The organism is Acuticoccus kandeliae, from assembly GCF_003073115.1.
This window is the reverse complement of the sequence record NZ_QBBV01000001.1, coordinates 547,626-573,875: the sequence shown is the minus strand read 5'-3', so window position 1 is coordinate 573,875 and position 26,250 is coordinate 547,626. Positions and strand designations below refer to the sequence as shown.

24 protein-coding genes are annotated in these 26,250 nt (G+C 69.6%); 13 read left to right on the top strand and 11 right to left on the bottom strand.

Annotated elements, in window-relative coordinates; all coding sequences use genetic code 11:
• The first annotated feature begins 8 nt into the window (after positions 1-8).
• The 3 genes from cysT to DBV35_RS02635 are packed head-to-tail and all read left to right on the top strand — an operon-like array spanning position 9 to position 2,799.
• Positions 9-857: a sulfate ABC transporter permease subunit CysT gene (cysT, locus tag DBV35_RS02645; RefSeq protein WP_108658691.1), complete on the top strand. Its 849-nt coding sequence runs from the start codon at positions 9-11 to the stop codon at positions 855-857.
• Positions 847-1,740 carry a sulfate ABC transporter permease subunit CysW gene (gene cysW, locus DBV35_RS02640; RefSeq protein WP_108658690.1) on the top strand — a complete coding sequence of 298 codons (894 nt, stop codon included), beginning with the start codon at positions 847-849 and terminating at the stop codon, positions 1,738-1,740. Before cysT ends, cysW begins: the two co-directional genes overlap by 11 nt.
• A 9-nt stretch (positions 1,741-1,749) precedes the next feature.
• Positions 1,750-2,799: a sulfate ABC transporter ATP-binding protein gene (locus DBV35_RS02635; protein ID WP_108658689.1), complete on the top strand. Its 1,050-nt coding sequence runs from the start codon at positions 1,750-1,752 to the stop codon at positions 2,797-2,799.
• A 19-nt stretch (positions 2,800-2,818) separates the two neighbouring features.
• On the opposite strand, the gene DBV35_RS02630 is transcribed toward DBV35_RS02635, so the two are convergent.
• The 4 genes from DBV35_RS02630 to DBV35_RS02615 are packed head-to-tail and all read right to left on the bottom strand — an operon-like array spanning position 2,819 to position 6,321.
• Positions 2,819-3,505: an RraA family protein gene (locus DBV35_RS02630; protein ID WP_108658688.1), complete on the bottom strand. Its 687-nt coding sequence runs from the start codon at positions 3,503-3,505 to the stop codon at positions 2,819-2,821.
• On the bottom strand, positions 3,502-4,686 hold the full coding sequence (locus DBV35_RS02625; protein WP_108658687.1) for an alpha-hydroxy acid oxidase: 1,185 nt from the start codon (positions 4,684-4,686) through the stop codon (positions 3,502-3,504). The genes DBV35_RS02630 and DBV35_RS02625 overlap by 4 nt, the downstream gene beginning before the upstream one ends.
• 7 nt (positions 4,687-4,693) lie before the next feature.
• The gene (locus tag DBV35_RS02620) at positions 4,694-5,551 is read right to left on the bottom strand and encodes an amidohydrolase family protein (protein WP_108658686.1); all 858 of its coding nucleotides are present in this window, start codon (positions 5,549-5,551) and stop codon (positions 4,694-4,696) included.
• A gap of 38 nt (positions 5,552-5,589) precedes the next feature.
• On the bottom strand, positions 5,590-6,321 hold the full coding sequence (locus DBV35_RS02615) for an SDR family NAD(P)-dependent oxidoreductase (protein ID WP_108658685.1): 732 nt from the start codon (positions 6,319-6,321) through the stop codon (positions 5,590-5,592).
• Between the two features lie 217 nt (positions 6,322-6,538).
• Between DBV35_RS02615 and DBV35_RS02610 the strand changes: the two genes are divergently transcribed.
• A complete protein-coding gene (locus DBV35_RS02610) occupies positions 6,539-7,498 on the top strand; it encodes a D-2-hydroxyacid dehydrogenase family protein (protein WP_108658684.1) in 960 nt (319 codons plus the stop codon).
• 1 nt (position 7,499) lies between these two features.
• Here the strand turns inward: DBV35_RS02610 and DBV35_RS02605 are convergent, their stop codons facing one another.
• Positions 7,500-9,113, bottom strand: coding sequence for a GMC family oxidoreductase (locus tag DBV35_RS02605; protein WP_108660516.1), 1,614 nt, complete (start codon positions 9,111-9,113; stop codon positions 7,500-7,502).
• 172 nt (positions 9,114-9,285) lie between these two features.
• Between DBV35_RS02605 and DBV35_RS02600 the strand changes: the two genes are divergently transcribed.
• On the top strand, positions 9,286-10,191 hold the full coding sequence (locus DBV35_RS02600; RefSeq protein ID WP_108658683.1) for a LysR family transcriptional regulator: 906 nt from the start codon (positions 9,286-9,288) through the stop codon (positions 10,189-10,191).
• Here the strand turns inward: DBV35_RS02600 and atzF are convergent, their stop codons facing one another.
• Genes atzF through DBV35_RS02575 form a run of 5 tightly spaced genes read right to left on the bottom strand, consistent with a single transcriptional unit; the run spans position 10,192 to position 17,147 of the window.
• The gene (atzF, locus tag DBV35_RS02595; RefSeq protein WP_108658682.1) at positions 10,192-11,991 is read right to left on the bottom strand and encodes an allophanate hydrolase; all 1,800 of its coding nucleotides are present in this window, start codon (positions 11,989-11,991) and stop codon (positions 10,192-10,194) included.
• Positions 11,992-12,000: 9 nt separating this feature from the next.
• Positions 12,001-13,632: a dipeptide ABC transporter ATP-binding protein gene (locus DBV35_RS02590; protein ID WP_108658681.1), complete on the bottom strand. Its 1,632-nt coding sequence runs from the start codon at positions 13,630-13,632 to the stop codon at positions 12,001-12,003.
• Positions 13,632-14,504 carry an ABC transporter permease gene (locus tag DBV35_RS02585; protein ID WP_108658680.1) on the bottom strand — a complete coding sequence of 291 codons (873 nt, stop codon included), beginning with the start codon at positions 14,502-14,504 and terminating at the stop codon, positions 13,632-13,634. Before DBV35_RS02585 ends, DBV35_RS02590 begins: the two co-directional genes overlap by 1 nt.
• Positions 14,501-15,523, bottom strand: coding sequence for an ABC transporter permease (locus DBV35_RS02580; RefSeq protein WP_108658679.1), 1,023 nt, complete (start codon positions 15,521-15,523; stop codon positions 14,501-14,503). The genes DBV35_RS02585 and DBV35_RS02580 overlap by 4 nt, the downstream gene beginning before the upstream one ends.
• A 1-nt stretch (position 15,524) precedes the next feature.
• A complete protein-coding gene (locus tag DBV35_RS02575) occupies positions 15,525-17,147 on the bottom strand; it encodes an ABC transporter substrate-binding protein (protein ID WP_108658678.1) in 1,623 nt (540 codons plus the stop codon).
• 217 nt (positions 17,148-17,364) lie between these two features.
• Between DBV35_RS02575 and DBV35_RS02570 the strand changes: the two genes are divergently transcribed.
• From DBV35_RS02570 to DBV35_RS02535, 8 genes are read left to right on the top strand one after another with little or no spacing between them, the layout of a single operon-like run.
• Positions 17,365-18,225 carry a nitrilase family protein gene (locus DBV35_RS02570; RefSeq protein WP_108658677.1) on the top strand — a complete coding sequence of 287 codons (861 nt, stop codon included), beginning with the start codon at positions 17,365-17,367 and terminating at the stop codon, positions 18,223-18,225.
• A gap of 41 nt (positions 18,226-18,266) precedes the next feature.
• Positions 18,267-19,418, top strand: a complete 1,152-nt coding sequence (locus DBV35_RS02565; protein WP_108658676.1) for a substrate-binding protein — start codon at positions 18,267-18,269, stop codon at positions 19,416-19,418.
• A gap of 19 nt (positions 19,419-19,437) precedes the next feature.
• On the top strand, positions 19,438-20,274 hold the full coding sequence (locus tag DBV35_RS02560; RefSeq protein ID WP_108658675.1) for a branched-chain amino acid ABC transporter permease: 837 nt from the start codon (positions 19,438-19,440) through the stop codon (positions 20,272-20,274).
• Positions 20,267-22,051 carry a branched-chain amino acid ABC transporter ATP-binding protein/permease gene (locus DBV35_RS02555; RefSeq protein ID WP_245943817.1) on the top strand — a complete coding sequence of 595 codons (1,785 nt, stop codon included), beginning with the start codon at positions 20,267-20,269 and terminating at the stop codon, positions 22,049-22,051. Before DBV35_RS02560 ends, DBV35_RS02555 begins: the two co-directional genes overlap by 8 nt.
• Entirely contained in the window at positions 22,048-22,752 is a 705-nt protein-coding gene (locus DBV35_RS02550; protein WP_425428460.1) for an ABC transporter ATP-binding protein, read from the top strand. Before DBV35_RS02555 ends, DBV35_RS02550 begins: the two co-directional genes overlap by 4 nt.
• The gene (locus DBV35_RS02545) at positions 22,749-23,507 is read left to right on the top strand and encodes a DUF1028 domain-containing protein (protein WP_108658673.1); all 759 of its coding nucleotides are present in this window, start codon (positions 22,749-22,751) and stop codon (positions 23,505-23,507) included. The genes DBV35_RS02550 and DBV35_RS02545 overlap by 4 nt, the downstream gene beginning before the upstream one ends.
• Before the next feature lie 8 nt (positions 23,508-23,515).
• The gene (locus tag DBV35_RS02540; protein WP_108658672.1) at positions 23,516-23,695 is read left to right on the top strand and encodes a hypothetical protein; all 180 of its coding nucleotides are present in this window, start codon (positions 23,516-23,518) and stop codon (positions 23,693-23,695) included.
• Entirely contained in the window at positions 23,688-25,073 is a 1,386-nt protein-coding gene (locus DBV35_RS02535) for an amidase (protein WP_108658671.1), read from the top strand. The genes DBV35_RS02540 and DBV35_RS02535 overlap by 8 nt, the downstream gene beginning before the upstream one ends.
• A gap of 3 nt (positions 25,074-25,076) precedes the next feature.
• Here the strand turns inward: DBV35_RS02535 and DBV35_RS02530 are convergent, their stop codons facing one another.
• A complete protein-coding gene (locus DBV35_RS02530) occupies positions 25,077-26,213 on the bottom strand; it encodes an iron-containing alcohol dehydrogenase (RefSeq protein WP_108658670.1) in 1,137 nt (378 codons plus the stop codon).
• Positions 26,214-26,250 lie beyond the last annotated feature (37 nt).

The following is a 26,250-nucleotide window of genomic DNA, read 5'->3' as shown; positions in this document are numbered from 1 at the left end:
GCCCAGCCATGACGAGCGCGCTGATCACTTTCAAGCGGCCGAGCATCCTTCCCGGATTCGGCCTCACCCTCGGCTTCACGTTCGCCTATCTCGGGCTCATCGTGTTGATCCCCCTCGCCGCGCTCGTCCTCAAGAGCGCGGGGCTCGGCTGGACTGAGTTCTGGCGCCTCGCGTTCGATGAGCGGACCCTCGCCGCGCTCCGCCTCTCCTTCGGGGCGTCGGCGATCGCGGCGGCGATCAATCTCGTCTTCGGCCTGCTGATCGCCTGGGTCCTCGTCCGCTACCGCTTTCCCGGCCGGCGGCTCATCGACGCCTTCATCGACCTGCCCTTCGCGCTGCCGACGGCCGTCGCCGGCATCGCGCTCACCGCGATCTACGCGCCGAACGGGTGGATCGGGCAGTTCCTGTCGCCGCTCGGGATCAAGGTCGCCTACACGCCGCTCGGCGCGGTCGTCGCGCTCGTCTTCGTGTCGCTCCCCTTCGTGGTGCGCACGGTCGAGCCGGTCCTCGCCGAGATCGACCGCGAGCGCGAGGAGGCGGCAGCGACGCTCGGCGCGGGCCGGCTCGTCACGATCTGGCGGGTGATCCTGCCCTCCCTCGTGCCGGCCCTCCTCACGGGCTTCACCCTCGCCCTCGCCCGCGCCGTCGGCGAATACGGCTCGGTGATCTTCATCGCGGGCAACATCCCGTACGTGTCGGAGATCGCCCCCCTCCTCATCGTCATCCGCCTCGAGGAGTTCAACTATGGCGGGGCGACGGCCATCGCGTCGGTGATGCTCGCGATCTCGTTCGTCCTCCTCCTCGTTATCAACCTCATCCAGGCCTGGAGCCGCAGGAGGTTCGGCCATGCTGCTTGATCAGTCCTTCGAGGCGGCGCCGCGGGCGGCGAAGGCGCGCCAGTGGCGGTCCGCGACCACCGAGCAGCCGGCCGTCCGCGCCGTCCTCATCGGCGTCGCCGCGGCCTTTCTCGGCCTCGTCCTCTTCCTGCCGCTCGTTGCCGTCTTCGTGGAGGCGCTGCGGGGCGGGCTCGGCCTCTTCTGGGAGGCGATCATCGAGCCCGACGCGCGCGCCGCGATGCGCCTCACCCTCACCGTCGCGGCGATCGCGGTGCCGGCCAACCTCGTCTTCGGCCTCGCCGCGGCGTGGGCGATCGCGAAGTTCGAGTTCCGCGGCAAGAGCGTGCTCGTCACGCTCATCGACCTGCCCTTCTCGGTCTCGCCGGTGATCTCGGGCCTCGTCTACATCCTGCTCTTCGGCAGCCACGGCCTTCTCGGCCCCTGGCTCGACCAGTACGGGATCCGCATCGCCTTCGCGCTGCCCGGCATCGTGCTCGCCACGATGTTCGTGACGCTCCCCTTCATCGCGCGCGAGCTGATCCCGCTGATGGAGGAGCAGGGCACGGGCGACGAGGAAGCGGCCCTCTCACTCGGCGCGAGCGGCTGGAAGACCTTCCTCTTCGTGACGCTCCCCAACGTGAAGTGGGCGCTCCTCTACGGCGTGCTCCTGTGCAACGCCCGCGCGATGGGCGAGTTCGGCGCGGTCTCGGTGATCTCCGGCCATATCCGCGGCGTCACCAACACGATGCCGCTCCACGTCGAGATTCTTTACAACGAGTACGCCTTCCAGGCGGCCTTCGCCGTCGCCTCGATCCTCGCGATCCTCGCCCTCGTCACCCTTGCTCTCAAGACGTTCCTCGAATGGCGCTTCGCCGGCGACATGGCCGGCAGCCGGGGACATTGAAGGACCATCATGGACATTCGCATCCAGAATATCCGCAAGGAGTTCGACCGGTTTCCGGCCCTCCACGATGTCTCGCTCGCGATCCGGTCCGGTGAGCTGATCGCCCTTCTCGGCCCGTCCGGGTCGGGCAAGACGACGCTTCTGCGCCTCATCGCCGGGCTCGAGCGGGCCGACCAGGGGCGCATCCTGTTCGGCGATGTCGACGCCTCGCAGATGTCCGTGCAGGAGCGCAATGTCGGCTTCGTGTTCCAGCACTACGCCCTCTTCAAGCACATGAGCGTGGTGGACAATATCGGCTTCGGGCTCAGCGTCCGGCCGTGGGGCGACCGGCCGGCGGCCGCCGAGATCCGCCGCCGCGCGGAAGAGCTTCTCGACCTCGTGCAACTCTCCGGGCTCGGCGGACGCTTTCCCGCGCAGCTCTCGGGCGGGCAGCGCCAGCGCGTTGCCCTCGCCCGCGCCCTCGCCATCGAGCCGCGCGTCCTCCTCCTCGACGAGCCGTTCGGCGCGCTCGACGCCAAGGTCCGCAAGGATCTGCGGCGTTGGTTGCGCGCCCTCCACGACAAGACCGGCCACACCACCGTCTTCGTCACCCACGACCAGGAAGAGGCGATGGAGCTTGCCGACCGCGTCGTCGTGATGAGCAACGGGAAGATCGAGCAAGTCGGGACCGCGGACGAGATCTACGACACGCCCGCCTCCCCCTTCGTCTTCTCCTTCATCGGCGCGTCGAACGCCCTGAACGTGACGGTCGCGGGCGGGCGCATCCATCTCGACGAGCGCCCACTCGACCTGCCGCCCGCCGACGCGCCCGACGGGCCGGCGCGGCTGTGCGTGCGTCCGCACGATGTCGAGATCACCGAGGACGATCTCGGCGCGATCACCGGCATCATTACCGCCGCCCGCCGCACGAGCGGCACGCGCCTCCTGGAGCTTGAGGTGGGCGGACGGCGCGAGCGGCTCGAGATCGAACTGCCGATCACGACGCCGATCGGCCACTCCGGGGCGGTGATGGTGCGGCCGAAGAAGTGGCAGCTCTACAGCGAGGCCGGGGCGCGCTGACGCCCCAGCCTCGACCGGCTCAAGACCAGAGCGTGCGGTCCGAATCGAGGATCTCGCGCAGGAAGTCCGGGACGCCGAGCCCCGCCTTCACCTTCGCCTCGAGCCCGGCCTCCGCCTCGCGGACGGCCTCCAGCGCGGCGAGGACCTCCTCGATGCGGCCCTGCGGGACGATCACCACCCCGTCCGCGTCGCCGATCACGATGTCGCCCGACGCGACGGGGACGCCGCCGACGACCACCGGGAAGCCGGCCGTTCCCGGCCCGCTGCGCGCCGGCGAGTTGGGGGTGAGGCCCGCGGCATAGATCGGCACGCCGACGGCGAGGAGCCCCGTGCGGTCGCGCACCGCCCCGTCGGTCACGAACCCGACCGCGCCGAGATTGCGGGCCATCCCCATCAGGAGATCGCCGGTGATGGCGGCGGCGGTGTAGTTGTCCGCCGAGGCGATGAGGACGTCGCCCGGCTGGAGCAGGTCGAGCGAGGCGAAGAGGCCGAGATTGTCGCACGGCCCCGATTGCGAGGTCACGGCGACGCCGACCATCACGTCGTCGCGGATCGTCAGCGGCTTGATCCGCTCGTGAACGGCTCCCTGCCCACCCATCGCGTCGACGGCGTGGCCGGTCTGCGTGCCCGCGAAACGGGCGACGATCTCGGCCGACGGTCGCGTGAAGCTCCGGTTGATCCGCAGGAGCGGCGCCTCTCCGATCATTCTGTCGTTCCTTCCCTGATGTTGTTGTTTGTCGTGTGGAGGATCTTGCGGTCGATCGCGCCGATCGAGGAGAGGCCGCAAAGGCCCATCGCCCGGTCGAGTTCGCCGCGATAGAGGTCGAGGACGCGCGTGACGCCCTCCTCCCCGGCGACCGCGAGCCCCCAGAGCTGCGGCCGTCCGATCAGCACCGCGCTCGCCCCGAGGGCGACCGCCTTGATGATGTCGCCGCCCCGCCGCACCCCTCCATCGAGGAGGACCGGGATGCGGCCGGCGACGCGGTCCGCGACGGCGCCGAGCACCTCGACGGAGGCCGCCGCGCCGTCGACCTGGCGCCCGCCATGGTTGGAGACGATGACGCCGTCGATCCCCTCCGCGATCGCGATGTCCGCGTCGTCCGGGTGCATGACGCCCTTCAGGATCAGCGGCCCGTCCCAGATTGTCCGGAGCCAGGCGACGTCGGCCCAATTCATCGACTGGTCGAGGAGGGAGCCCATCCGGCTCGCGAGCGAGGCGAGGTCGTTCGCCTGCCCCTCGCGCAGATAGTTGGCGAAGGTGATGCGCGGCAGCTCGCGCCGCATCCGCCAGAGCCAGCGCGCCTTCAGCACCGAATCCACCACCCCCGCGAAGCCGGGCTCCGGTGGGATGGAGAAGCCGTTCCGCTTGTCCCGCTCGCGGTTGCCGGTGAGCTGGTTGTCGATGGTGAGGACGAGGGCGTGGTAGCCGGCCGCCTTCGCCCGCTGCGTCAGCTCCTCGGTGAACCCCCGGTCCTTGTAGATGAAGACCTGCATGAGGCGGGGCGTCGTGCCCGTCTCGGCGAAGGCCTCCAGCGTGCAGACCGAGCCGTGGCTGAGGCAGATGCCGATGCCGGCCTTCGCCGCTGCGCGCGCCGCCGCCCGCTCCCCGTCCGGCCAGAAGAGGCCGGAGAGGCCGGTCGGCCCGATCAGGAGCGGCATCGACAGGCGATGGCCGAAGAGCGTGACGGAGAGATCCCGCTCGGCGGCGCCGCGCAAGGGTCGCGGCAGGAGGGTCAGCGCGCCGAACGCCGCCTCGTTCCGGCGAAGCGTCGCCTCGCTCTCCGCCCCGCCATCGGCGAAATCGAAGACGGCGCGCGGCAGGGCCCCGCGCGCGAGGAGACGCATCGCGTCGACGCTGTAGGCGCGCCGCAAGGGATCGCGGGCCATGGCGCCCTCAACCGTCGAGCCGATAGAAGGCGATGGCGTTGTCGCGGAAGAGCTTGCGCCGCTCGTCGGCCGAGGCGCCGGCGACCGTCCAGTCGACGAGTTCGACCCAGGTCGGATACGGCGCGGCAAGCTCGACCACGTGCCAGTCGCCGCCATACATCACCCGGTCGAAGCCGAAGACCTCGATCGTGCGCTCGATGTAGGGGCGGACCTCCTCGCGCGTCCACGCCTGATGGTCGGCCTCGGTCACGACGCCGGAGATCTTGCACCAGACATTCTCGAACCCGGCGAGCGTCTCGATCTCGCTCCACCACGGCGCCTTGAGCCCCTCCTTGATGCCGGGCTTGCCGATATGGTCGAGCACGAAGCGCACGTCGGGCGAGCGGCGGACCATCTCGATGACGGCCTTTATCTGATGGTGGAGGACGCAGATATCGAACACGAGATCCCGCTCGGCGAGCACCTTCAGCCCTTCCAGGAACCCCGGCTGGAGACAGAATTCGGGGTCGGGCTGGGTCTGGATCAGGCGGCGGATGCCGCGAAGCTCCGGCAGGGCCGCCATCGCGTCGAGTTCCGCCTCCACCGCGCGCCCCCGTTCGAGCTCCACGCACGCGACCATCCCCTGAAGGCGCGGGTCGGACTTGGCGAGGGAGGAGACCCATTCGGCCTCCGCGACCTGCCGGGGCGAGGCGACATCCACCTCCACGAAGACGATGCGGTCGATCTCATAGGGCGCGGCGGCGGCGGTGAGATCGTCCGGCAGGATGCGCCGCTTCAGGGACGGCGCGCCGGCCATCCACGGATAGTCGAAGCGGGCCGGGTCGGCGAGATGGACGTGGGCGTCGACGATTGGATGGTCGATCATGATCCCCCCAATAGGATTATTGTTATGTCTCTCGGTGGTCAGTTCATGTAGACGCCACCGTTCACGTCAAGGATCGTCCCGCAAATGTAGCTCGCCGCGTCCGAGCAGAGGAAGGCGATCGGCCACGCGATCTCGCGCGGCATTCCTTTGCGCCGCAAGGGGATAAGGTCGAGATTGACGCGCTGCCCCTCGATGAGATGCGTGTCGACGGAGGCGGGTGCGACCCCGTTCACGAGCACCCCGGCGGGCGCGGCACGCTTCGCGAGCCATTTGACGAGGGCATGGACGCCCCCCTTCGAGGCAACATAATGCGGGCCGGCGACCATCCCGCCGAGCCGCCCCGCCACCGACCCGACGAGCACCACCCGCCCCGATCCGCGCGACATCATCGCCGGCATGAAAGCGCGCGCGGCGTGGATCGGCCCGAGCACGTTCACCCCCATCACGTTGCGGAAGGCGAGGTCCCAGTCCTCGTCCATCCAGTCGTCGCCGAAGGGGCAGATCCCGGCATTGAGGACGAGCGCGTCAACCGCGCCAATCTCCTTGGCGAGCGCCTCCACCGACACCCGGTCGCTGACATCAGCGAGATGCACCTCGCTCACCCCACCCTCGGCCGCGATGGCCTCCGCCACCGCCGTCGCGTCGGCCCTGTCGACGAGGATCACGCGGGCGCCAAGCTCCGCGCACACGTGCGCCGTCGCGGCCCCGATGCCCGCCGCGGCGCCCGTGATCAGGATCCGCCGCCCGTTCAGCTCGTAGGCGTGTCTCATCCCAGCCTCCCCATTTCTTGCGGGTCGTGTCTTGGCCACCCCTCCGCTGGAGAGGCGGCAAGGGACAGGATGTCACCAATCGCGCCGCTTCGCTGGAATTTTGCGCAGACCGCGCGGCGGCGGGCGCGACGCGTGCACGGGGTCGAACCGCGCGAGCAAATTTGCGCTACAACCGTGCCGCGCCCAGACAAGAACACCACGCGCCAAGGAGCCCCCGATGCTGCGTTGCCTCATCCTCGACGATTATCAGGGAGTCGCCCTTGCGAAGGCGGACTGGACCCGCCTTTCCGGGGTCGTGGAGCCGGTGGTGATCCGCGAGTATATCGGCGACCGCGCCACCCTCGTGGAGACGCTCAAGGAGGCCGACATCATCGTCGCGATGCGCGAGCGCACCCCGCTCGATGCCGGTCTCCTGTCCGAGCTGCCCGCCCTCAAGCTCCTCATCACCACCGGCGCGCGCAACGCCTCGATCGACATGGCGGCGGCGGCCGAGCGCGGCATCCTCGTGTGCGGCACCGGCTCCTTTCCGGGCACCACGGCCGAACTCGCCTGGGGGCTGATCCTCGCCCTTGCCCGCCACATCCCGGCGGACGACCGGATCATGCACGCGCGTGGCCCCTGGCAGCCCAATATCGGCATCGGCCTCCACGGCAAGACGCTCGGCATCCTCGGCTGGGGCAATCTCGGCCAGCGCGCGGCCGCCGTCGGCAAGGCGTTCGGGATGCGGATCGCCGCCCACAGCCGCAGCCTGACGCCGGAGAAGGCGGCCGAGGCGGGGATCGAGCACGCCGAGAGCGTCGCCGCACTGCTGGCGGCCTCCCACATCGTCTCGATCCACCTGAAGCTGACCGCGGAGACCACAGGTCTCGTCGGCGCCGAAGAGCTCGCCGCGATGCGGCCGGGCGGCATCCTCGTCAATACCTCGCGCGGGCCGATCGTCGACGAGCCGGCCCTCATCGAGGCCGTCGCCGCGGGCCGGATCCGCGCCGGGCTCGACGTCTACGATGTGGAGCCGCTCCCCGCCGACCATCCGCTGCGCAGCCTCGACGGCGTCGTCCTCACCCCGCACGTCGGCTACGTCACGCACGACACCTACGACGTCTATTTCCCCGAGGTCGTGGAGGACATCGAGGGATGGCTCGCCGGCAAGCCGCTGCGCGTCCTCAGCGCGGGATAGCTCAGGCCCAGGAATCGTCGGCGATCATCCCCGCCCCCTTCTCGGCGATCATGATCGTCGGCGAGTTGGTGTTGCCGGAGGTGATCGTCGGCATCACCGACGCGTCGATGACGCGGAGCCCGTCGACCCCGCGCACCCTGAGGCGCTCGTCGAGGACGGCGGTCGGATCGCTCTCCGGCCCCATCTTCGCCGTGCCCACCGGGTGGAAGATCGTCGTCCCGAGCGCGGCCGCAGCGGCGAGCAAGTCCTCGTCGCTCTGCGCCGCCGGGCCGGGGCGGTACTCCTCCGGGCTGTAGGGGGCGAGCGGCGGGGCGTTCATGATCCGCCGCGCCCATTTCATGGAATCCACCGCAACCCGCTGGTCGGCCTCGGTGTCGAGATAGTTGGGGTCGATCGCCGGCGGATCGTCGAGCGCCGGGCCGGACGCGTGGACCGAGCCGCGGCTTGTCGGGCGCAGATTGCAGACCGAGGCGGTGATCGCCGAGAACGGGTGCAGCCCGTCGCCCCAATTGTCGAGCGAGAGGGGCTGGAAGTGGAATTCGAGGTTCGCCGTCTCGTATTCGGGCGAGGACTTCACGAAGGCGCCGACCTGGCTCGGCGCCATCGTCAGCGGCCCGCGCCGCCGCAGCGCATAGTCGACACCCATCAGCGCCCGCGTCGCGAGGTTGTGGTAGACGGTGTTCAGCGTCTTGATGCCGTTCACCTTGTAGATCGGGCGGATCTGCAGGTGGTCCTGGAGGTTGGCGCCGACGCCCGGCGCATGGCGCACCGTCTCCACGCCGAGCTTCTGGAGCCGCGCCCCGTCCCCGATGCCGGACCGCTCCAGGATGATCGGCGACGCGACCGCCCCGGCCGACAGGATCACCTCCGACGCCGCGCGCGCCGTCACCGTCGCGCCGTTCTGCCGGTAGGCGATGCCGACTGCGCGCCCCTCCTCGAACAGCACGCGGTCGACGTGCGCCCCGGTCTCGACCTTGAGGTTCGGCCGCGAGAGGACCGGCTTCAGGAAGCCGCGCGCCGCGCTCCAGCGCCGGCCGTTCTTCTGGTTCACCTGGAAATAGGAGGAGCCTTCATTGTCGCCGGTGTTGAAGTCGTCGACCTTCTGCACCCCCTCCGCCTCGGCCGCGTCGCGGATCCGGTCGAGCACGGCCCAGTGGACGCGCGGATGCTCCACACGCCACTCGCCGCCCGCCGCGTGGAGCCCGCTCGACCCGTCGGCATGGTCCTCGTGCTTCATGTAGGTCTCGAGCACGTCGTCCCAGCCCCAACCGGGGAGGCCGAGCTGGCGCCAATGGTCGTAGTCGGCCGCCTGGCCGCGCATATAGATCATCGCGTTGATCGCAGAGCAGCCGCCGAGCACCTTGCCGCGCGGATAGGCGAGCGCGCGCCCGCCGAGCCCCTTCTGCGAGGCCGTCCGGAACAGCCAGTCGGCCCGCGGGTTGCCGATCGCGAAGAGATAGCCGACCGGAATGTGGAACCAGATCCAGTCGTCCTTGCCGCCGCCTTCCAGCAGAAGGACGCGGTGATTGGGGTTGGCCGAGAGGCGGTTCGCGAGGACGCAACCGGCCGAGCCCGCGCCGGCGATGATGTAGTCGAAGGTCTCGGGCTCACTCATCGTCGTCACCTCCCCCGTCGCGGCCTTGTCATTCTGCCGTCTATCAGCCTGACATAACACGAGGATCGCGGCCATGGGACCGCCGGCGCGGCGTTGGGCGGCTTGCGCATCGCCGCGTCCTTCCGTTTCATCCCCGCAGCAAGGATCGTCCTTCGCGAAAGGCAGGAGTTCGATGCGCCATCTCCAGACGCTGCGCTTCATCGACGCCGTCGCGCGGGCGAAGTCGATCCGCAAGGCGGCCGAGACGCTGGCGATCACCTCGACCGCCCTCAACCGGCGCATCCTCGCGGTCGAGGAGGAGCTCGGCGTGCCGATCTTCGAGCGCCTCCCCGGCGGGGTGCGGCTGTCGACGGCGGGGGAGATCCTCCTCCACCATGCGCGCCAGCAGCTCTCCGACATGGAGCGCGTCCGCTCGCAGATCGCGGACCTCTCGGGCCTCCGGCGCGGTCATGTCGCGATCGCCTGCAGCCAGGCGATGCTCCCCTACTTCCTCCCCTCGCAGATCGCGGCCTATTGCGCCGAGCAGCCCGCCGTGACCTTCGGCGTCCACCGCCGCGACCGCGAGGCGGCCGAGCGCGCACTCATCGACCATGACGCCGACCTCGCCCTCGTCTTCGAGCCGGTGCGCCTTTCAGAATTCCAGACCCTCCTGACGGTGCGCCAGCCGGTCCACGCGGTGGTCGCCCCCGGCCATCCGCTCGCGGGCGAGGGGCCGGTGCGGCTGCGCGACTGCCTGCGCTTCCCCGTCGCGGTGCCGACCGCCGAATATGGGGTGCGGCACCTCCTGGAGGTGGCGCTGCGCAAATCCTCGCTCGACCTCACCCCCGCCTTCGAGTCCGACAGCTTCGAGTTCCTGATGCGCCTCGCCGCGACCTCCTCCGCGGTGACCTTCCAGATCCCGATCGGCGTCCCGGCCGAGATGGAGGCGCAGGGACTGAGCCGCCCGATCGACACGCGCGACGCGCCCGCCGGCCTCCTCTACATGGGCCAGCTTCGCGGCCGGGCGCTGCCGATCGCGCCGGCCCGCTTCGCCGACCAGATCGCCCTCGCCCTCACCAACCGCTTCGAGGCCGCCTGATCAGCCGGCCTTGCGCGCCATGACATGGCGCCAACTCCCGAGATGGGTGACATCCTCGGCCGCGCGCGTCGCGATCTCCTCGCACAGGAAGCCCTTCGGCGCGGTGCCGTCCGAGAGGTGGACGGTGCCGAGGCCGAGCGGGGCCGGCACCCCGGCGAAGAAGGAGCCGAACGCGGCGAGCGGCAGCGCCCAGACCTCGACATGGATCTCGGCCCCCTCGCCGGGCTTCACCTGGATCATGCCCGGCCGCTTGGGCGGACCGCCCGGCAGGACGAACAGGCGATAGTCCGGCCGCGTCTCGACGCTGCGCAGGAAGCGCGCGCCTCGGCTCGTGAGCTCGCCGTTCAGCGCCATGCCCGACATGTGCGCCCCGCACACGGCGATCTCCATCTCGTCGACACCGGCGGCGGGCGCGAGGGCGGCGGGCACGGGCACGGGCCAGCCGGTTGCGCCGAGCGTGCGCGGCCCCTCCGCCTCGATCCCGACCGCGACCGAGGCGAGGAGCGCCTCCCGTCCGGCCGCCGCGAGCAGCGTGACGCTGCCCGGCCGCCCGTCCGAGCGCGGCCGCGTCGGCACGGCGATGCCGCAAAGGTCGAGGAGGTTGACGAAGTTGGTGTAGGTGCCGAGCCGGCTGTTCGGCCCGATCGGGTCCGCCTCGAGGTCGGCGACCGAGTAGAAGGTCGGGATCGTCGGCACCAGGAGGAGGTCGATCGCGGCAAGGCGCGGCGCGACCTCCCGCTTCAATTCGGCGACGCGGTAGAAGTCGCGGAAGGCGTCCGTCGCCGACAGCGCCTCGGCACGTGAGACGATCGCCTTCGTGACCGGGTGCACCGCGTCCGGCTCGCGCGCCATGAATTCGCAGATCGCAGCGTGGCGCTCGGCGACCCACGCCCCCTCATAGAGCCGCTCGGCGATCTCGTAGAGCGGGGTGAAGTCGATCGGGACAATCGTCGCCCCTTTTGCGCGCAGCGCCGCGACGCTCGTCTCGAACGCCTCCTTCTGCACGGCGTCGCCGAAGAAGACGATGCTGTCCGCGTCCGGCACGCCGATGCGCAGAACCGGCGGCGGCGCGGCGATCGGCGCGGTCGGGATGGGCCGCGAATAGGCGTCCTCGGCATCATAGGCCGTCGCGACGCGGAAGACCGCGTGGCTGTCGGCGACCGTGAGGGCGAAGACGGAGATGGTGTCGAGCGTGCGGCAGGCCGGGATCATACCGCGCGCGGAGAGCGCGCCGAGCGTCGGCTTCAGCCCGACGATGTTGTTGAGCGCGGCCGGCACGCGGCCCGACCCCGCCGTGTCGGTGCCGAGCGCGAAGGGCACGATCCCGTGCGCGACCGCGACCGCCGAGCCGGAGGACGAGCCGCCCGGCACGATCGCCGGGTCGATGGCATTGCGCGGCGCCGGATAGGGCGTGCGCACCCCGACGAGCCCCGTCGCGAACTGGTCGAGATTGGTCTTGCCGACGACGAGCGCCCCCGCCGCCCGCAGCCGCGCGATCACGAACGCATCCGCCGGAGCGGTGTAGGTGAAGGCCGGGCATGCCGCGCTCGTCGGCATCCCCGCGACGTCGATATTGTCCTTCACCGCGAAGGGGATGCCCCAGAGGGGACGCGCCGGGTCGTACGCGCCGAGCGCGTCGGCCTCGGCGAGAAGGGCGGCCTCGTCGGCGAGGTGGATGAAGATCCCCGGATCGCCGACCGCGCGGATCCGGCGGAAGACCTCCGCCACCACCTCGCGCGGGGCAAGGCCCCCGGCATAGGCTTCGCGGAGGGCGCCGAGTGTCATCGTCAGGCCGTGCATGATCGTTCCTTAGGCGGCTTCGTCTCGAATGGGCGGATGGGGTGCGGCGGCGATCAAAGCGGCGGTGTACGCGTCCGCCGGGGCGGTCATCACCTTCGCCGACGGCCCCTGCTCCACGATCGCGCCGTCGCGCATGACGACGACGTGGTCGCACAGGAGCCGCACGACCTGGAGGTCGTGGCTGACGAAGAGATAGCTCATGCCGAGCTTGGCTCTCAGATCGGCGAGGAGGTTCAGCACCACCGCCTGGATCGACACGTCGAGCGCCGCGGTCGGCTCGTCGAGGATGAGGAAGCGCGGGTTCACCGCGATCGCCCGCGCGATGCCGACGCGCGCCTTCTGCCCGCCCGAGAGCTGGTGCGGAAAGCGGTCGAGAAGGTGCTGCGGGAGCCCGACGAGGTCGGCGAGCTCGCGCGTGCGCTCGTGGCGCTGGCGGCCGTTGATGCCGCTCATCCGGCGAAGCGGCTCCTCGATGGAGCGCGCCGCCGTGTGGCGCGGGTTGAGGCTGTCGGTCGCGTCCTGGAAGACCATCTGGATCGCCGAGCGGCGCGGGTCGCGGGCGAAGTCGCGCGCGGGCGTCTTGGCGAGATCTTCGCCGGCAAAGAGGATCTGCCCGGACGTCGGGTCGAGAAGGCGCACCACCATCGAGGAGGTGGTGGACTTGCCGCAGCCCGACTCGCCGACGAGCCCGACCGTCTCCCCCTCGCGCACGGTGAAGGAGACCCCCTTCACCGCGTGGACCGGGCCGGACTTGCCGGCGAACACCTTCTCGAGATCGCGCACCTCGAGGAGCGGTGTGTCCTTCGGGGCGTGCGGCGGGGCGGGCGTGCGCGCCTCGGCCGGCAGCAGGCCGCGGATCGAGACCCCCTCGCGCGGCGTCGCGTCGACGAGACGCCGCGTGTAGGCGTGGCGCGGCATCGTGAAGACGTCGATGGCGCGGCCAGTCTCGACGATCTCGCCGTCCTTCATCACCGCGATCCGGTCGCAATATTCGGCCGCGAGGCCGAGATCATGGGTGATGACGATGGCGCTCATGTCGCGCTCGCGGATGAGCGAGGTGACGAGGTCCATCACCGCCTTCTGCGTGGTGATGTCGAGGCCGGTTGTGGGCTCGTCCGCGATCAGGAGGCGCGGGTCGCAGGCGAGCGCGATGGCGATCACGATGCGCTGGCACATGCCGCCCGACAGTTCGAACGGGTAGGCGTTGTAGCGGGCCGGCGCGTTGCGGATCTTCACCGCCTCCATCGCCGCGATCGCCTTCTCGCGGGCATCGCCCGCCGTCGCGCGGCCGTGGCGGCGCAGGACGTCCTCGATCTGGTGACCGACCTTGCGGATCGGGTTGAGGGCGGCGCGCGGGTTCTGGAAGATCATCGAGATCTCCCGCCCGCGAATGTCGCCCATCTGGCGCTCGGTGGCCCGGCGCAGGTCGACGCCGCCATAGACCATCTCGCCCGCCGCGATCGTGCCGCCCTGGTCGAGGATCCGCAGCAGCGCGTAGGAGGTGACCGACTTGCCGGATCCCGACTCGCCGACGATCCCGAGCGTCTCGCCCGCGCCGATCTCGAAGGAGATCCCCTTCACCGCCTCGACGGTGCCGCGCCTCGTGCGGAAGGCGACTTTGAGGTGTTCGACATTGAGCATCAGGTGCGCCTCCGCGGATCGACCATGTCACGCAGCCCGTCGCCGAGCAGGTTGAAGGTGAACACGGCGACGACGAGCGCCATGCCGGGGAAGAAGGCGAGCCACCACTCGCCGGACACGATGAAGTTCGCGCCCTCGGCGACCATGATCCCCCATTCGGGCGTCGGCGGACGCACGCCAAGGCCGATGAAGGAGAGGCCGGCCGCGTTGAGGATCGCCCAGCCGAGATTGAGCGAGACCTGCACCATCATGGGCGGCAGGGCATTCGGGAAGATGTGGAGCGCGAGGACGCGCAGGTCCGAGTTGCCGGAGAGCTTGGCGGCGAGCGCGAACCCGGCCTCGCGGCGGATGTTCACTTCCGCCCGCACGAGGCGCGCATAGAAGGGCAGGTTGATGAGGGCGGTCGCGTAGATGATGTTCTCGACCGTGTTGCCGAGCGCGGCCACGATGCCCATCGCGAGCACGAAGAGCGGGAAGGCCATGATCGTGTCGAGGATGCGCGACAGGCCCGCATCGAGCCACCCGCCAAAATAGCCCGCCGCCGCGCCGAGGATCGAGCCGAGGATGAAGGAGAGCGCGACCGCGGCGACGGAGATGGTGAGGTCGAGCCGCGTCGCGACGACGACGCGGGAGAGAACGTCGCGGCCGAGATTGTCGGTCCCGAACCAGTGATCCCAGGAGGGCGGCTCGAGCGCGCGCGCGGCGTCCGAGGCGAGCGGATCGTAGGGCACGATCGAGGGGCCGATGAGCGCGAGCGTGATGATGATCGCGAACATCGTGAAGGCGAGCAGCGTGACCGGATTTTCCTTGAGGACGTATCCGATGTGGCCGAGCGTCGTCTGCCGGTGGGGCGTTGCGGTTGCCATTGTCATCGTGAGCCGAACCCGATGCGCGGATCGATCGCGGCGTAGGCGATGTCGATCACGAGGTTGAGCGCGACGAAGAGGAGCGCCATCGCGAGAACGAAGCCCTGGACGGCGGCATAGTCGGAGGCGACGAGCGCCTCGACTGCGTAGGAGCCGATCCCGGGCCAGGCGAACACCTTCTCCACCAGCACGTTGGCGCCGAGCGTGAAGGAGAAGACCATGCCGAGCGTCGTCACCACCGGCAGCAGCGCGTTCTTGAGCGCGTAGCCGTAGACGACCTTGCCGCGCGTGAGGCCGGCCGCCCGCGCCGTCCGGATGAAGTCGGACGAGAGGGCCGTCAGCATCGCCGCGCGCGTCATGCGGGCGATCGGCGCGAGGGTGAAGATCGCGAGCGTCAGCGCCGGGAGGACGAGCTGGCGCAGCGCCGCGAAGAAGGTCTCCCCGTCGCCCGCGAGAACGGAGTCGATCAGGTAGAAGCCGGTCACCTCGTCGGGCTCGATGTAGATGAAGTCGAGCCGTCCGAGCGGCGACGGCGCGATGCCGAGGAGATAGTAGAACACGTAGATGAGAAGGATCCCGGTGAAGAAGGTCGGCATCGAGACGCCGGCCGTCACGACCACCCGGCACAGATGGTCCACCCACGAGTTGGGGCGCGTCGCCGCGAGCACCCCGAGGGGCACCGCGACGCAGCAGGAGATGATGAGCGCCGTCAGCGTCAGCTCGAGCGAGGCGGGAAGCCGCCGCGCGAGATCTTCGAGCACCGGCTGGCCGGTCGCGAGCGACTTGCCGAGATCACCCACGGCAAGGTCGCGCACATAATAGAGGAACTGGACGGGAAGCGGCTGGTCGAGCCCCAGGGCGGTACGGACCTCGGCGATCGAGGCCTCGTCCGCCGCGGGACCGGCGAAATAGACGGCGGGGTCGCCCGGCAGCGCGCGGGTCAGCACGAAGCTGATCAGCACGACGCCGATGACGACGGGGATCGCCTGCGCGATCCGGATGAGGATCGACCGCAGCCGCCCCATTCTATCCGACCTGCAGCGGGCGCGCGTCGAGCTGACGGTGGAACCAGTAGACGTAACCGTCCGCACCGTTCGAGGCGACGTTGAGCGAGGGCTGGTAGAGCGGGATGCGCGGCAGATCCTCGAACGCGATCTCGATCATCCGCTTGATCTTCGGGGCGTAGTCCGGATCGTCGACCGGCGCGTGGAGCGTCGCCTCGACGAGCGCCTCGATCTCCTCGTTCTTGTAGTTCGAGGAGTTGAAGAGGTGGCCGTCCTGGTAGGCCCAGAAGAAGTAGTAGTCCGGGTAGTTCAGCCAGCCGCCGAAATTCTCAAGGTGCAGCGGCAGGCGCTTCTCGACGAGCGAGGCGGTGCGCCAGCTCGCGCCGGGGATCTTCTCGAGCGTCGCCTTGATGCCGAGCTTGGCGAGATTCTCGATGATGAGAAGCGCCGTCGGCTCCATCCAGTTCACCTGGTCGAGGTCGATCGAGAACGGCACCTCGAACCCGTCCGGAAAGGCGGAGGCGGCGAGAAGCTCCTTCGCCTTGTCGAGGTCGGTCACGTACGGCGAAGGCTGCGGCCAGGCGATGGAATCGGAGTTCGCCTCCCCGCCCCACATCGGACGCCCGCGCCCATAGGCGGCGGTCTGGTAGATCTCCTCATAGGGGATCGCGTAGGCGACGGCCTTGCGCACGTTCGGGTCCTGGAAGGGCTCGAAATTGTAGTTGAGGCCGACCACGTGGATCGCGTTCTCGACCGGCGTCGAGAAGACGTTGATCCCCTCCTCTTCGGCGAGCTCCTTGGCGTCCTTGTTCGGGATGTCGAAGGAGATCTGCACGTCGCCGCGCTCGATGAGGGCGCGCCGCGTCGCCGGGCTCGGCACCTCGCGCAGGATGAGGCGTTTGATCGCCGCGGGCGTGCCGCCGGTCCAGTTGTCGTTGCGCTCGTAGACGAGCTGCTCGCCCGGATCCCAGCGGATCACCTTGAAGGGGCCGGAGCCGATCGTGTTCTTGTGGACATATTCCATCGCCCACGGGTCGTCCGTGGTGGCGTGCGCCTTGGCGACCTTGGAGTTGAGGACGAAGGGCACCGGCACCGCGAGGTCCGGCAGGGCGAGCTTGGAGGGGAAGTCGAGCTTGACCACGAAGGTCTTCTCGTCGACCGCCTCGAACTGGTCGGGGCGGACGAAGCCGCCGGCCTTCATCTGCACGGTCGGGAAGCCGCCGACGGAGACGGCGCGGTCGAACGACCACTTCACGTCCTCCGCGGTCACCTTGGAGCCGTCCTGGAAGACGGCGTCATCGCGCAGGATGAAGGTGATCGTCTTGCCGTCTTCCGAGGTGGTCCAGCTCTCGGCGAGGTCGGGCTCGATCGTGGCGTAGTCGTAGGACTTCGTGCCGTCCTCCAACTCCTTGATCCCGAACTTCACGAGCCGGTCGTAGCAGTTCACCGCGATCTGGTAGCTCGGGCGGTTCGTGCCGGTGCGGTGCAGGTCGAGGCTGTTGACCGTCTGACCCGACACCGCGACAAGAACGTCACCGCGCGCTGCGTTCGCGGACAGGACATTGACGAAGGGCAGCATCGACGCGCCGACCGCGACGCTCCCGCCCGCCTTCAGCATCGTCCGCCTGGAGATAGTGCCGACCATGAAATCTCCCCCACTCTGCCATGTGCCCTCCTCGAGGGCGCCGTGGGGAAAGGATGCCGGTAGCCTGCGCAAACATCTAATGCTAGTTTTGCAGTCACTCGCTGCAAAAAGTGCAGCAGCCTTTTGACTTTGCGGATGCCGGGCGGGGGTGCATTGTGCCGGCAGCGCGGTGGCACGAGTCCTGCACGCGGCGGTTAACCAGCCCAGGGAGAGTGCGTTGACGTCCACGCTCACGATCGCGTGCGTCCAGTTCGAGCCGAAGATCGGCGAGGTCGCGCGGAACATCGCTGAAAGCGTCGACCGGATCGGCGAGGCGGCCGACAACGGCGCGAGGCTCGTCGTCCTGCCCGAGCTCTGCAACACGGGCTACGTGTTCGAGAGCCGCGCCGAGGCGCTGTCCCTCGCCGAACCCGGCGACGGGCCGACCATCGCCCGCTGGTCCACCCTCGCGGCCGAGCGCGGCCTCCATATCGTCGCCGGCTTCTGCGAGAAGGAGGGCGACGCCCTCTTCAACAGCGCCGCGATCATCGCGCCGGAAGGGCTCCTCGGAATCTACCGGAAGACGCACCTGTGGGACGAGGAGGCCGTCGTCTTCGAGCGCGGCAATCTCGGCTTCCCCGTCTTCCGCACCGCGATCGGGCGGATCGGCGCGCTCATCTGCTATGACGGCTGGTTCCCGGAGGCCTGGCGCCTCCTCGCGCTGCAGGGCGCGGAAATCGTCTGCGTGCCCACCAACTGGGTGCCGATGCCGAATTCGGAGCATCAGCCGCTCGCGATGTCGAACATCCTGTGCATGGGCGCAGCGCACTCGAACTCGATGTTCGTCGCCGCCGCCGACCGGGTCGGCACCGAGCGACAGCAGCCCTTCATCGGCCAGAGCATCATCGCCGGTCCCGACGGCTGGCTGATGGCCGGGCCCGCGAGCAAGACCGATCCCGAAACGCTCTACGCCACCTGCGAAGTCGCCGCCGCGCGCCGCTCGCGCACGCTGAACGCCTTCAACCAAGTTCTGCGCGATCGCCGCGCGGATCTCTACGGCGAAATGCTCGGCTCGAGCGCTGAGCCGTCCTGGTACTAGCCGAGACACCAAAGAGAAACGTCGCCTCCCGGAGCCCTGCCATGAAACGCACTGCCCTCCTGTCCCTTCTCCTCTCGGTGGCCGCGACGGCTGCCTTCGCCCAGGATCCGATCAAGATCGGCATCCCCGTCGGCCTCAGCGGCGCGAACAGCGTCGTCGCGCCGTCGGTCGTCCAGTCCGCCGAGCTCGCGGCTGAAGAGATCAACGCCGCCGGCGGCATCCTCGGCCACAAGGTCGAGCTCGTCGTCGCCGACGACGGTTCGGGCGCCCAGGGCGCGCAACGCGCCTTCGACAGCCTCGTCTTCCGCGAGGGCGTCAACGTGCTGATCTCGATGGAGACGTCGGCCGCCCGCAATGCCGGCCTGCCGATCGTCAATCGCGGCCGCGTCCCGTACATCTACACCTCGTTCTACGAGGGCAAGTCCTGCTCCCCCTGGATGTACGTCAACGCCTGGGTGCCCGAGCAGCAGGTCGCCCCGATCGTCGACCACTTCATGAAGGAGTTCGGCGCGAAGACCTACTTCCTCATCGGCAGCGACTACGCCTTCGGCCGCGGCATGCTCGAATTCACGCGCCAGTACGTCGAAGCCAATGGCGGCGAAGTCGTCGGCGAAGAATATCTGCCGATGGACGGGTCCGACTGGACTGCGATCATCTCCAAGCTGAAGTCGGCGAACCCCGACGCGCTGATCACCTCCACGGCCGGCGGCGCGCCGAACGTGACGCTGACCAAGCAGCTCCGCGCCGCGGGCGTGACCATCCCCTACGGCAACCTCGCCGTCGACGAAGGCACCGCCAAGTCGATGGGCGCCGACGCCAACGGCATCTTCATTGCCGCCTCCTACGTGACCGGCATCGACTCGCCGGAGAACAAGACCTTCCTGGAGGCGATGGAGAAGAAGTTCGGCGGCGACCTCAACACCCCGAACGACCTCTCCGTCCCGCAATATGAGGCGGTCTATCTCTACAAGGCGGCCGTCGAGAAGGCCGGCTCCACCGACCCGCAGGCCGTCATCGACGCCCTTGGCGAGGTGAGCTTCACCGGCCCGCGCGGCACCGTGACCATGAACAAGCAGCGCCATGCGCCGCTCACCATGTATCTCGGCCAGGTGAAGGAAGACGGCTCGGTCGAGGTGATCCAGAGCTTCGACAATGTCGATCCGGGCGACCAGTGCCCGCAGTTCGCCAACTGATCGGGCCCGGCGCGTCGCGATGAGCATCCTGCTCCTCGATATCGTCACCACCGCGGCGATCCTGTTCGCGGTGGCGGCAGGGCTGATGATCATTCTCGGCGTGATGAAGCTCATCAACTTCGCCCACGGTGCGTTTCTCACCGTGGGCGGCTACACCGCCTTCCTCACCACGGAAGCCGGCATCACCCCCTGGCTCGCCGCCCCGCTCGCCGGCATCTTCGGCTTTCTCGCCGGGATCGTGATCGAGCGTGTGGTCGTCCGCCCGCTCTATGCCCGCCCGCTCGACGCGATCCTCGCGACCTGGGGGCTCGGCATCGTCATCGGGCAGCTCATCACCATCGGGTTCGGGCGCGAGGTGCAGTTCGCCGCGAGCCCGCTCTCCGGCACCTTCGACCTCGGCTCGATCGACTATTCGGCCTACCGGATCGTCGTCACGCTGATCGCCGTCGCGATCGGCATCGCCCTCACCGCGCTCTTCTACGGTACGCGCTTCGGCCTCCAGGCCCGCGCCGTCATCATGAACGAGACGCTGGCGCGCGGGCTCGGCATCGATTCGGGCAAGGTGCGCACGCTGACCTTCGGGCTCGGGGCGGGCCTTGCCTGCGCGGCGGGCGCGCTCATCACCCCGCTCCTGTCGGTCGACCCGAACATGGGGCTCCCCTGGCTCGTCAACTCCTTCATGCTGGTGCTCGTCTCCGGGGTGTCGATCCCGTCGCTCGCCCTCGCCTCGCTGATCCTCGGCGGCGCGCAGGTCGCGGTGTCGACCTATATCAGCCCGATCATCGGCGGCCTCACCATCGTCGTCCTCGCAGCGTTCATCCTGCGCATCAATCCGCGTGGACTGGGCCTTGGCTGACATCTCCTCAAAGCGGGTCTACCGCACGGTCGCGCTCGGCGCGGTGACCGCCCTTGGCGTCATCGCGATCGCCCCGTTCTACATGGACATCTACACCACCAACATCCTGATCCGCGCCTTCTACCTCGCGGCGCTGGTCATGACGGTGGACGTCCTGTGGGGCTATACCGGCATCCTCACCTTCGGCCAGTCCGCCTTCTTCGGCATCGGCGCCTATGCCTGCGCGCTGATCTTCACCCACTACGGGTTCGGCCCGATGTGGGCGATCGCGGCGCTCGCGACGGGCATCGTGATCGCGCTCGCGGTGGCGGCGGTCATCGGCTGGCTCGCCTTCTATCACGGCGCCTCGCCGCTCTACGCCTCGATCATCACGCTCGCCTTGCCGATCGTGCTCGTCCAGCTCATCTTCGCGGGCGGGCGATGGACGGGCTCCTCCTCCGGCCTCTCCGCCTTCCCGACCTACTACTGGTCGGTCGAGACCTGGTTCTGGATCGCGGGCGTCTATCTCGTCTTCGTCACCGCGCTCGGCATCCTCTTCGTGCGCAGCGATTTCGGCCGCATCCTCATCGCCATCCGCGAGAACGAGCAGCGCGCCTCCTATCTCGGCATCCCGATCAGCCGGGTGAAGATCGGGCTGATGATGGCCTCCGGCGCGATCGGCGCCGCGGCCGGCTTCGGCTACGCCGCCTTCACCAACGTCGTCGCGCCCGAGCTCGGCGACTTCCTCCTCGGCACCGAGCTCCTCATCTGGACCGCGCTCGGCGGGCGGGCGACCATCATCGGCCCCGTCCTCGGCGCCATCGGCATCGACGTCACCGCCTCCTACCTCTCCGGCGAGCTGCCCTTCCTGTGGAAGCTCCTCACCGGCATCGTCTTCGTCCTCGTCATCGTGGTGCTGCCGCGCGGCATCGGGCCGGTCATCGGCCAGCTCTTCGGCTTCCTCATCAAACCCTTCCGCAAGAACGAGAAGCCGACGGCGTTGCTGGTGCCGGTCGAGTGGAAGCCGACCGCCGCCTCCTCCAACACGCCGCCGCTGAAGATCGACGAGCTGATCTGCCAATATGGCAGCCTCAAGGTCCTCACCGGCGTCAACATCGAGGTCAGCGGCGGGGAGCTCCTGTCGATCGTCGGCCCCAACGGGGCGGGCAAGACAACGCTGATGCGCTGCATCTCGGACGGCGGCGAGCGCACCGCCGGCCGCGTCTACGTGCAGGGCGTGGAGATCGGGCGCGGCGCGCCGCAGTCGATCGTGAAGCTCGGCGTGGGGCGCTCCTTCCAGAACACCAACCTCTTCGACACGCTCACCGTCGGCGACTGCCTCATGCTCGCGCGCTACGGCGTCGACGGGGCGCCGATGTTCTCCCGCCGCGCAGAAGTGAAGATGCCCGAGCCCGCGCTCGACATCATGCGCGCGACCGGCCTCGACAAGGTGCTCGCGACGGAGACCGGCAATCTCAGCCACGGCATGAAGCGCGGGCTGGAGCTCGCGATGGTGCTCGCGACCGAACCCTCCGTCCTCCTCCTCGACGAGCCGACGGCCGGCCTCACCAAGCCCGAGCGCACCGCCATCGGCGAGACGCTTCGCCGGCTCACCAACGATTACGGCCTCGCCGTCGTCCTCATCGAGCACGACCTCGACTTCGTGCGCGACATCTCCTCGCGCATCGTCGTCCTCCACCAGGGCAGCATCCTGATGGAGGGGACGGTCGAGGAGGTGGTGAATTCGGAACTCGTCCGCGCGGTCTATTCCGGCGAGAGCGTGGAGGCCGTCGCCTGATGAGCGCGCCGATCCTCACCCTCGACGGCGTCTCCGCCGGCTACGGCGCCGCCACCGTCCTCCACGGCGTCTCGCTCGACCTCAAGCCCGGCGAGATCGTCGCCGTGCTCGGCAAGAACGGGATGGGCAAGACCACCCTCCTGAAGACCATCATGGGCTTCCTGAAGGCCGCGACCGGCTCCATCACGCTCGACGGCAAGCCGATCACCGGCCGCTCGCCGCACGCGATCGTGCGCGAGGGCGTCGCCTACGCCCCGCAGGACTACACGATCTTCCAGGACCTCACGGTCGAGGAGAATCTGCGCCTCGGCGTCCTTGCCGACAGCGTCTTCCGCGCCCGCGTCGACATGCTCGGCGACGTCTTCCCCCGGATGCTGGAGCGGCTGAAGCAGCGCGCCGGCACGCTGAGCGGCGGCGAGCAGAAGATGCTCCTGATGTCGCGCGCCGTGATCGCCCAGCCGCGCGTCATGCTCGTCGACGAGATCTCGGAGGGCCTGCAGCCGACCATGATCGAGCGGATGGCCGAGATCCTGCGCCGCACGCGCAGCGACCAGGGCACCGCCGTCCTCCTCGTCGAGCAGCACCTCTCCTTCGCCCTCTCGGTCGCCGACCGCTACGCCGTCCTGAAGCTCGGCGAGATCGTCGACGAGGGACGCGCGAGCGAAGGGGCGGCGCGCGTCGCGGAGCACCTCAAGGTATGATCGCGCCCGGCTCTGTCGAGGTGAACACCTTCTCCCTCGTCGGGCGCTGCACGCGCACCGGCGAGGTCGGCGCCGCGGTCGCCTCGGCGGTCCCGGCGGTGGGAGCGATCTGCCTCGTCCTGCGCGCCGGCGTCGGCGCCGTCTCGACCCAGTCCTGGGTCAATCCCTATCTCGCCGGCGCGATCCTCGACCGCCTTGCGACCGGCATGACCGCACCCGCCGCAGTGGAGGCCGTCCTCGCGGAGGATCCGGCGGCCGACTTCCGCCAGGTCGGGGCGATCGGCGTCCACGGCCCCGGCGGCGCGCACACGGGCGCGGCCTGCACCACCTGGTGCGGCCAGACGACCGGGACGACCTTCGCCGCCCAGGGCAACATGCTGACCGGCCCCGCCGTGATCGACGCCCTCGCCGCGACCTTCGAGGCGAGCGAGGCCGAGCCCCTCGAAGAACGGCTGATGCGCGCACTGGAGGCGGCCCAGGCCGTCGGCGGCGACAAGCGCGGCCGCCAGTCGGCCGGGCTCGCCGTCATCGGCGCGGAGGATTATCGCCGCGTCGACCTGCGCGTCGACGAGCACGCCGACCCCATCGCGGAGCTCCGCCGCGTCTACGAGGTCGCGAAGGCACAGCTCGCCCCCTTCGTCGCCGGGATGCCGAAGCGCGGCGCGCCGCCCGCCCCCGCGCCCCAATCCGTCGTCGACATGCTCCTGAAGTCGCCCCCCGACCGGCCCGGCGGCGGCGGCGCGCGCGAACCCTGAGGCCCGAGATGCCCGACCCGCTCGACCCCAAGACGATCACCGGCCTCGATCTCGACGACGCCCGTCTCGAGGAGGTCGCGCTGGCCTTCGTCGAGATCCGCGCCGCGATCGACGCCCTGCGCCTCCTCGATCTCGGCGACATCCACCCCGCGATCGTCTTCCACCCGACGGAGATCGCCGGTGAGTGAGGTCTGGGAACGGCCGATCACGACGCTTGCCGCCGACATCCGCGCCGGCACGCTGACGCCCGTCGACCTACTCGAGGCCTATCTCGACCGTATCGCGGCGCGCGACGGGGAGCTGAAATCCTACGTCGCCTTCAACGAGGGGGCGCGGGCGGCGGCGGAGGCGGCCACCAAGGCGCTCGCCGCGGGCGAGGATCTCGGCCCCCTCCACGGCATCCCCATCGCCGTGAAGGACAACTACACCACCGCCGAGATGCCGACGACCGCCGGCAGCAGCGTCGCGATCGACGCGCCGATGGCCGACTCGCACGCCGTCGCGCAGCTGCGCAAAGCCGGCGCCGTCTTCATCGGCAAGACGCGGATGCACGAGTTCGCATGGGGCATGGAGACCCCGCCGACGGTGAACCCGTTCGACACCGACCGCGTGCCGGGCGGATCGAGCGGCGGCTCCGGCGCGGCGCTCGCTGCGGGGCTGTGCGCGGCGGCGCTCGGCTCGGACACCGGCGGCTCGATCCGCATCCCGGCGAGCCTGTGCGGCACGGTCGGCCTCAAGCCCACCTTCGGCCGCATCGGGCGGAGCGGGATCGTCCCCCATTCCTGGTCGCTCGACCATGCCGGGCCGCTCACCACCTCCGTCGCCGACGCCGCCCTCCTCACCGCCGCGATGTCCGGCCCGGATCCCGCCGACCCGACCGCGACCCGCGCCCCCCTCGCCTACGCGGATCTCCTCCCCGCGATGGCGGCGGGCGCTTCGGGCCTCAAGGTCGGCATCTGTCGCAACCATTTCTTCGACGGGATCACGACGCCGGTCGCCGCCGCCGTCGAGGCCGCGATCGACGGGCTCGAGGCGGACGGGGCGCGGATCGTCGAGTTCACCATTCCCGAGCTCGCCTTCGGCCTCGGCGCGATCTTCGCGATCGAGCTCGCCTCCTCCACCGCCTACCATGACGGGCGCCTGCGCCGCGGCGAGGTCGCGTCCTTCGCGCCCGACGTCCGTCTCCTCGTGGAGATGGGCCGGTTCGTGACGGGTGCGGACTATCTCCAGGCCGAGCGCTATCGCGCGCTGCTCGGCGCGCGCTTCGCGGAGAAATTTGCGGATGTCGACGTCATCGTCGGGCCGACCATGCCGCTGACGGCGTGGCGGGTCGGGGAACGCACGGTGGAGATCGGCGGGGCGCCGGAGAGCGTGCTCGCGGTCTCCTGGCGCCTCACCTATCCCTGGAACCTCACGGGCCTGCCCGCCCTCAGCGTGCCGTGCGGCGAGGCGGACGGGCTCCCCATCGGCCTCCAGATTGCCGGCAAGGCGTTCGACGAGGCGTCCGTGCTGCGCGCCGGGGCCGCCGTTGAGCGGCGCCTCGGCGGCCCGTTCCGGAAGGCGTGAGAATCAGCCCATCGCGTCCTTGAGGATCGCGGCGAAGTCGGCCGCGGTCGCGGGGCGCGGGTTCGTCGCGGTCGAATGGTCCTCGAACGACCATTGCGAGACCTCGTCGATCACGTCCGGCGACACGCCCATCTCCGACAGCGTCGTCGGCAGGCCGAGATCGCGGTTCAGCTGCGTGAAAGTCTCAGCGAGATCGGTGCCGGGCTCCAGTCCCATCACGACGCGCATCTTGGCGTATTTCGCCTCGCAGACCGGCGCGTTGTAGCGCAGGACCGGCGGCATCATCACCGCGTTCAGCGTGCCGTGATGGAGCCGATATTGCTTCAGCCCGCCGAGCGCGTGCGAGGTGGAGTGGACCGCCCCAAGCCCCTTCTGGAAGGCGAGCGCGCCTTCGAGCGCCGCCGCCATCATCTCCGTGCGCGCCTCGATGTCACTGCCGTCGGCCACCGCCCGGCGGATCGTCGCCCAGGCCCGCTCCAGCCCGTCGAGCGCGATGCCCTCGGCCGGCGGATTGAATTTCGGGCTCAGATACGTCTCGACGCAATGCGAGATCGCGTCGATGCCGGTCGCGGCGGTGAGGCGCGGCGGCAGGGTGAGCGTCAGCTCCGGGTCGCAGATCGCGACACGCGGGATGAGGTAGGGCGACAGGAAGCCGAGCTTGCGCTGGTTGCGCAGCGTGATCAGCGTCGCGCGGCCGACCTCGCTGCCCGTGCCGGCCGTCGTCGGCACCGCGATGAGCGGCAGCACCGCGGGCGTCACCTTGGCGACGCCGCCACGGATCGCGGCGTAGGTCTCGAGCGGGCCCGGATGGGTCGCGAGCAGTGCGACGCCCTTCGCGAGGTCGATGCTGGAGCCGCCGCCGATCGCGACGATGCCGTCCGCGTTCGCGGCCTTCAGCACCTCGAGCGCGGCCTCGGTCGCGTCCTCCGTCGGGTTCTCCGGCGTCTCGGCGAAGACGGCGGTGTCCTTGGAGAGGCCGCTCGCCTCGAACATCTGCGTGATGAGGCCGGCGGCGACGAGCCCGCGATCGGTGACGATCAGCGGCCGCTCGATCCCGAGCGCGGTCAGCTCCTCGCTGAGCTCGCGGATGGCGCCGACGCCAAACCGGATCTTGGTGAGATAATTGATGAGGTCCGACATCAGTTCTTCTTTCGAGGGCGGACGGAGGGGACCCGTC

Coding starts and splice junctions, on each gene's coding strand:
- cysT (WP_108658691.1), top strand. CDS start 9: ATGACGAGCGCGCTGATCACTTTCAAGCGGCCGAGCATCCTTCCCGGA.
- cysW (WP_108658690.1), top strand. CDS start 847: ATGCTGCTTGATCAGTCCTTCGAGGCGGCGCCGCGGGCGGCGAAGGCG.
- DBV35_RS02635 (WP_108658689.1), top strand. CDS start 1,750: ATGGACATTCGCATCCAGAATATCCGCAAGGAGTTCGACCGGTTTCCG.
- DBV35_RS02630 (WP_108658688.1), bottom strand. CDS start 3,505: ATGATCGGAGAGGCGCCGCTCCTGCGGATCAACCGGAGCTTCACGCGA.
- DBV35_RS02625 (WP_108658687.1), bottom strand. CDS start 4,686: ATGGCCCGCGATCCCTTGCGGCGCGCCTACAGCGTCGACGCGATGCGT.
- DBV35_RS02620 (WP_108658686.1), bottom strand. CDS start 5,551: ATGATCGACCATCCAATCGTCGACGCCCACGTCCATCTCGCCGACCCG.
- DBV35_RS02615 (WP_108658685.1), bottom strand. CDS start 6,321: ATGAGACACGCCTACGAGCTGAACGGGCGGCGGATCCTGATCACGGGC.
- DBV35_RS02610 (WP_108658684.1), top strand. CDS start 6,539: ATGCTGCGTTGCCTCATCCTCGACGATTATCAGGGAGTCGCCCTTGCG.
- DBV35_RS02605 (WP_108660516.1), bottom strand. CDS start 9,113: ATGAGTGAGCCCGAGACCTTCGACTACATCATCGCCGGCGCGGGCTCG.
- DBV35_RS02600 (WP_108658683.1), top strand. CDS start 9,286: ATGCGCCATCTCCAGACGCTGCGCTTCATCGACGCCGTCGCGCGGGCG.
- atzF (WP_108658682.1), bottom strand. CDS start 11,991: ATGCACGGCCTGACGATGACACTCGGCGCCCTCCGCGAAGCCTATGCC.
- DBV35_RS02590 (WP_108658681.1), bottom strand. CDS start 13,632: ATGCTCAATGTCGAACACCTCAAAGTCGCCTTCCGCACGAGGCGCGGC.
- DBV35_RS02585 (WP_108658680.1), bottom strand. CDS start 14,504: ATGACAATGGCAACCGCAACGCCCCACCGGCAGACGACGCTCGGCCAC.
- DBV35_RS02580 (WP_108658679.1), bottom strand. CDS start 15,523: ATGGGGCGGCTGCGGTCGATCCTCATCCGGATCGCGCAGGCGATCCCC.
- DBV35_RS02575 (WP_108658678.1), bottom strand. CDS start 17,147: ATGGTCGGCACTATCTCCAGGCGGACGATGCTGAAGGCGGGCGGGAGC.
- DBV35_RS02565 (WP_108658676.1), top strand. CDS start 18,267: ATGAAACGCACTGCCCTCCTGTCCCTTCTCCTCTCGGTGGCCGCGACG.
- DBV35_RS02560 (WP_108658675.1), top strand. CDS start 19,438: ATGAGCATCCTGCTCCTCGATATCGTCACCACCGCGGCGATCCTGTTC.
- DBV35_RS02545 (WP_108658673.1), top strand. CDS start 22,749: ATGATCGCGCCCGGCTCTGTCGAGGTGAACACCTTCTCCCTCGTCGGG.
- DBV35_RS02540 (WP_108658672.1), top strand. CDS start 23,516: ATGCCCGACCCGCTCGACCCCAAGACGATCACCGGCCTCGATCTCGAC.
- DBV35_RS02530 (WP_108658670.1), bottom strand. CDS start 26,213: ATGTCGGACCTCATCAATTATCTCACCAAGATCCGGTTTGGCGTCGGC.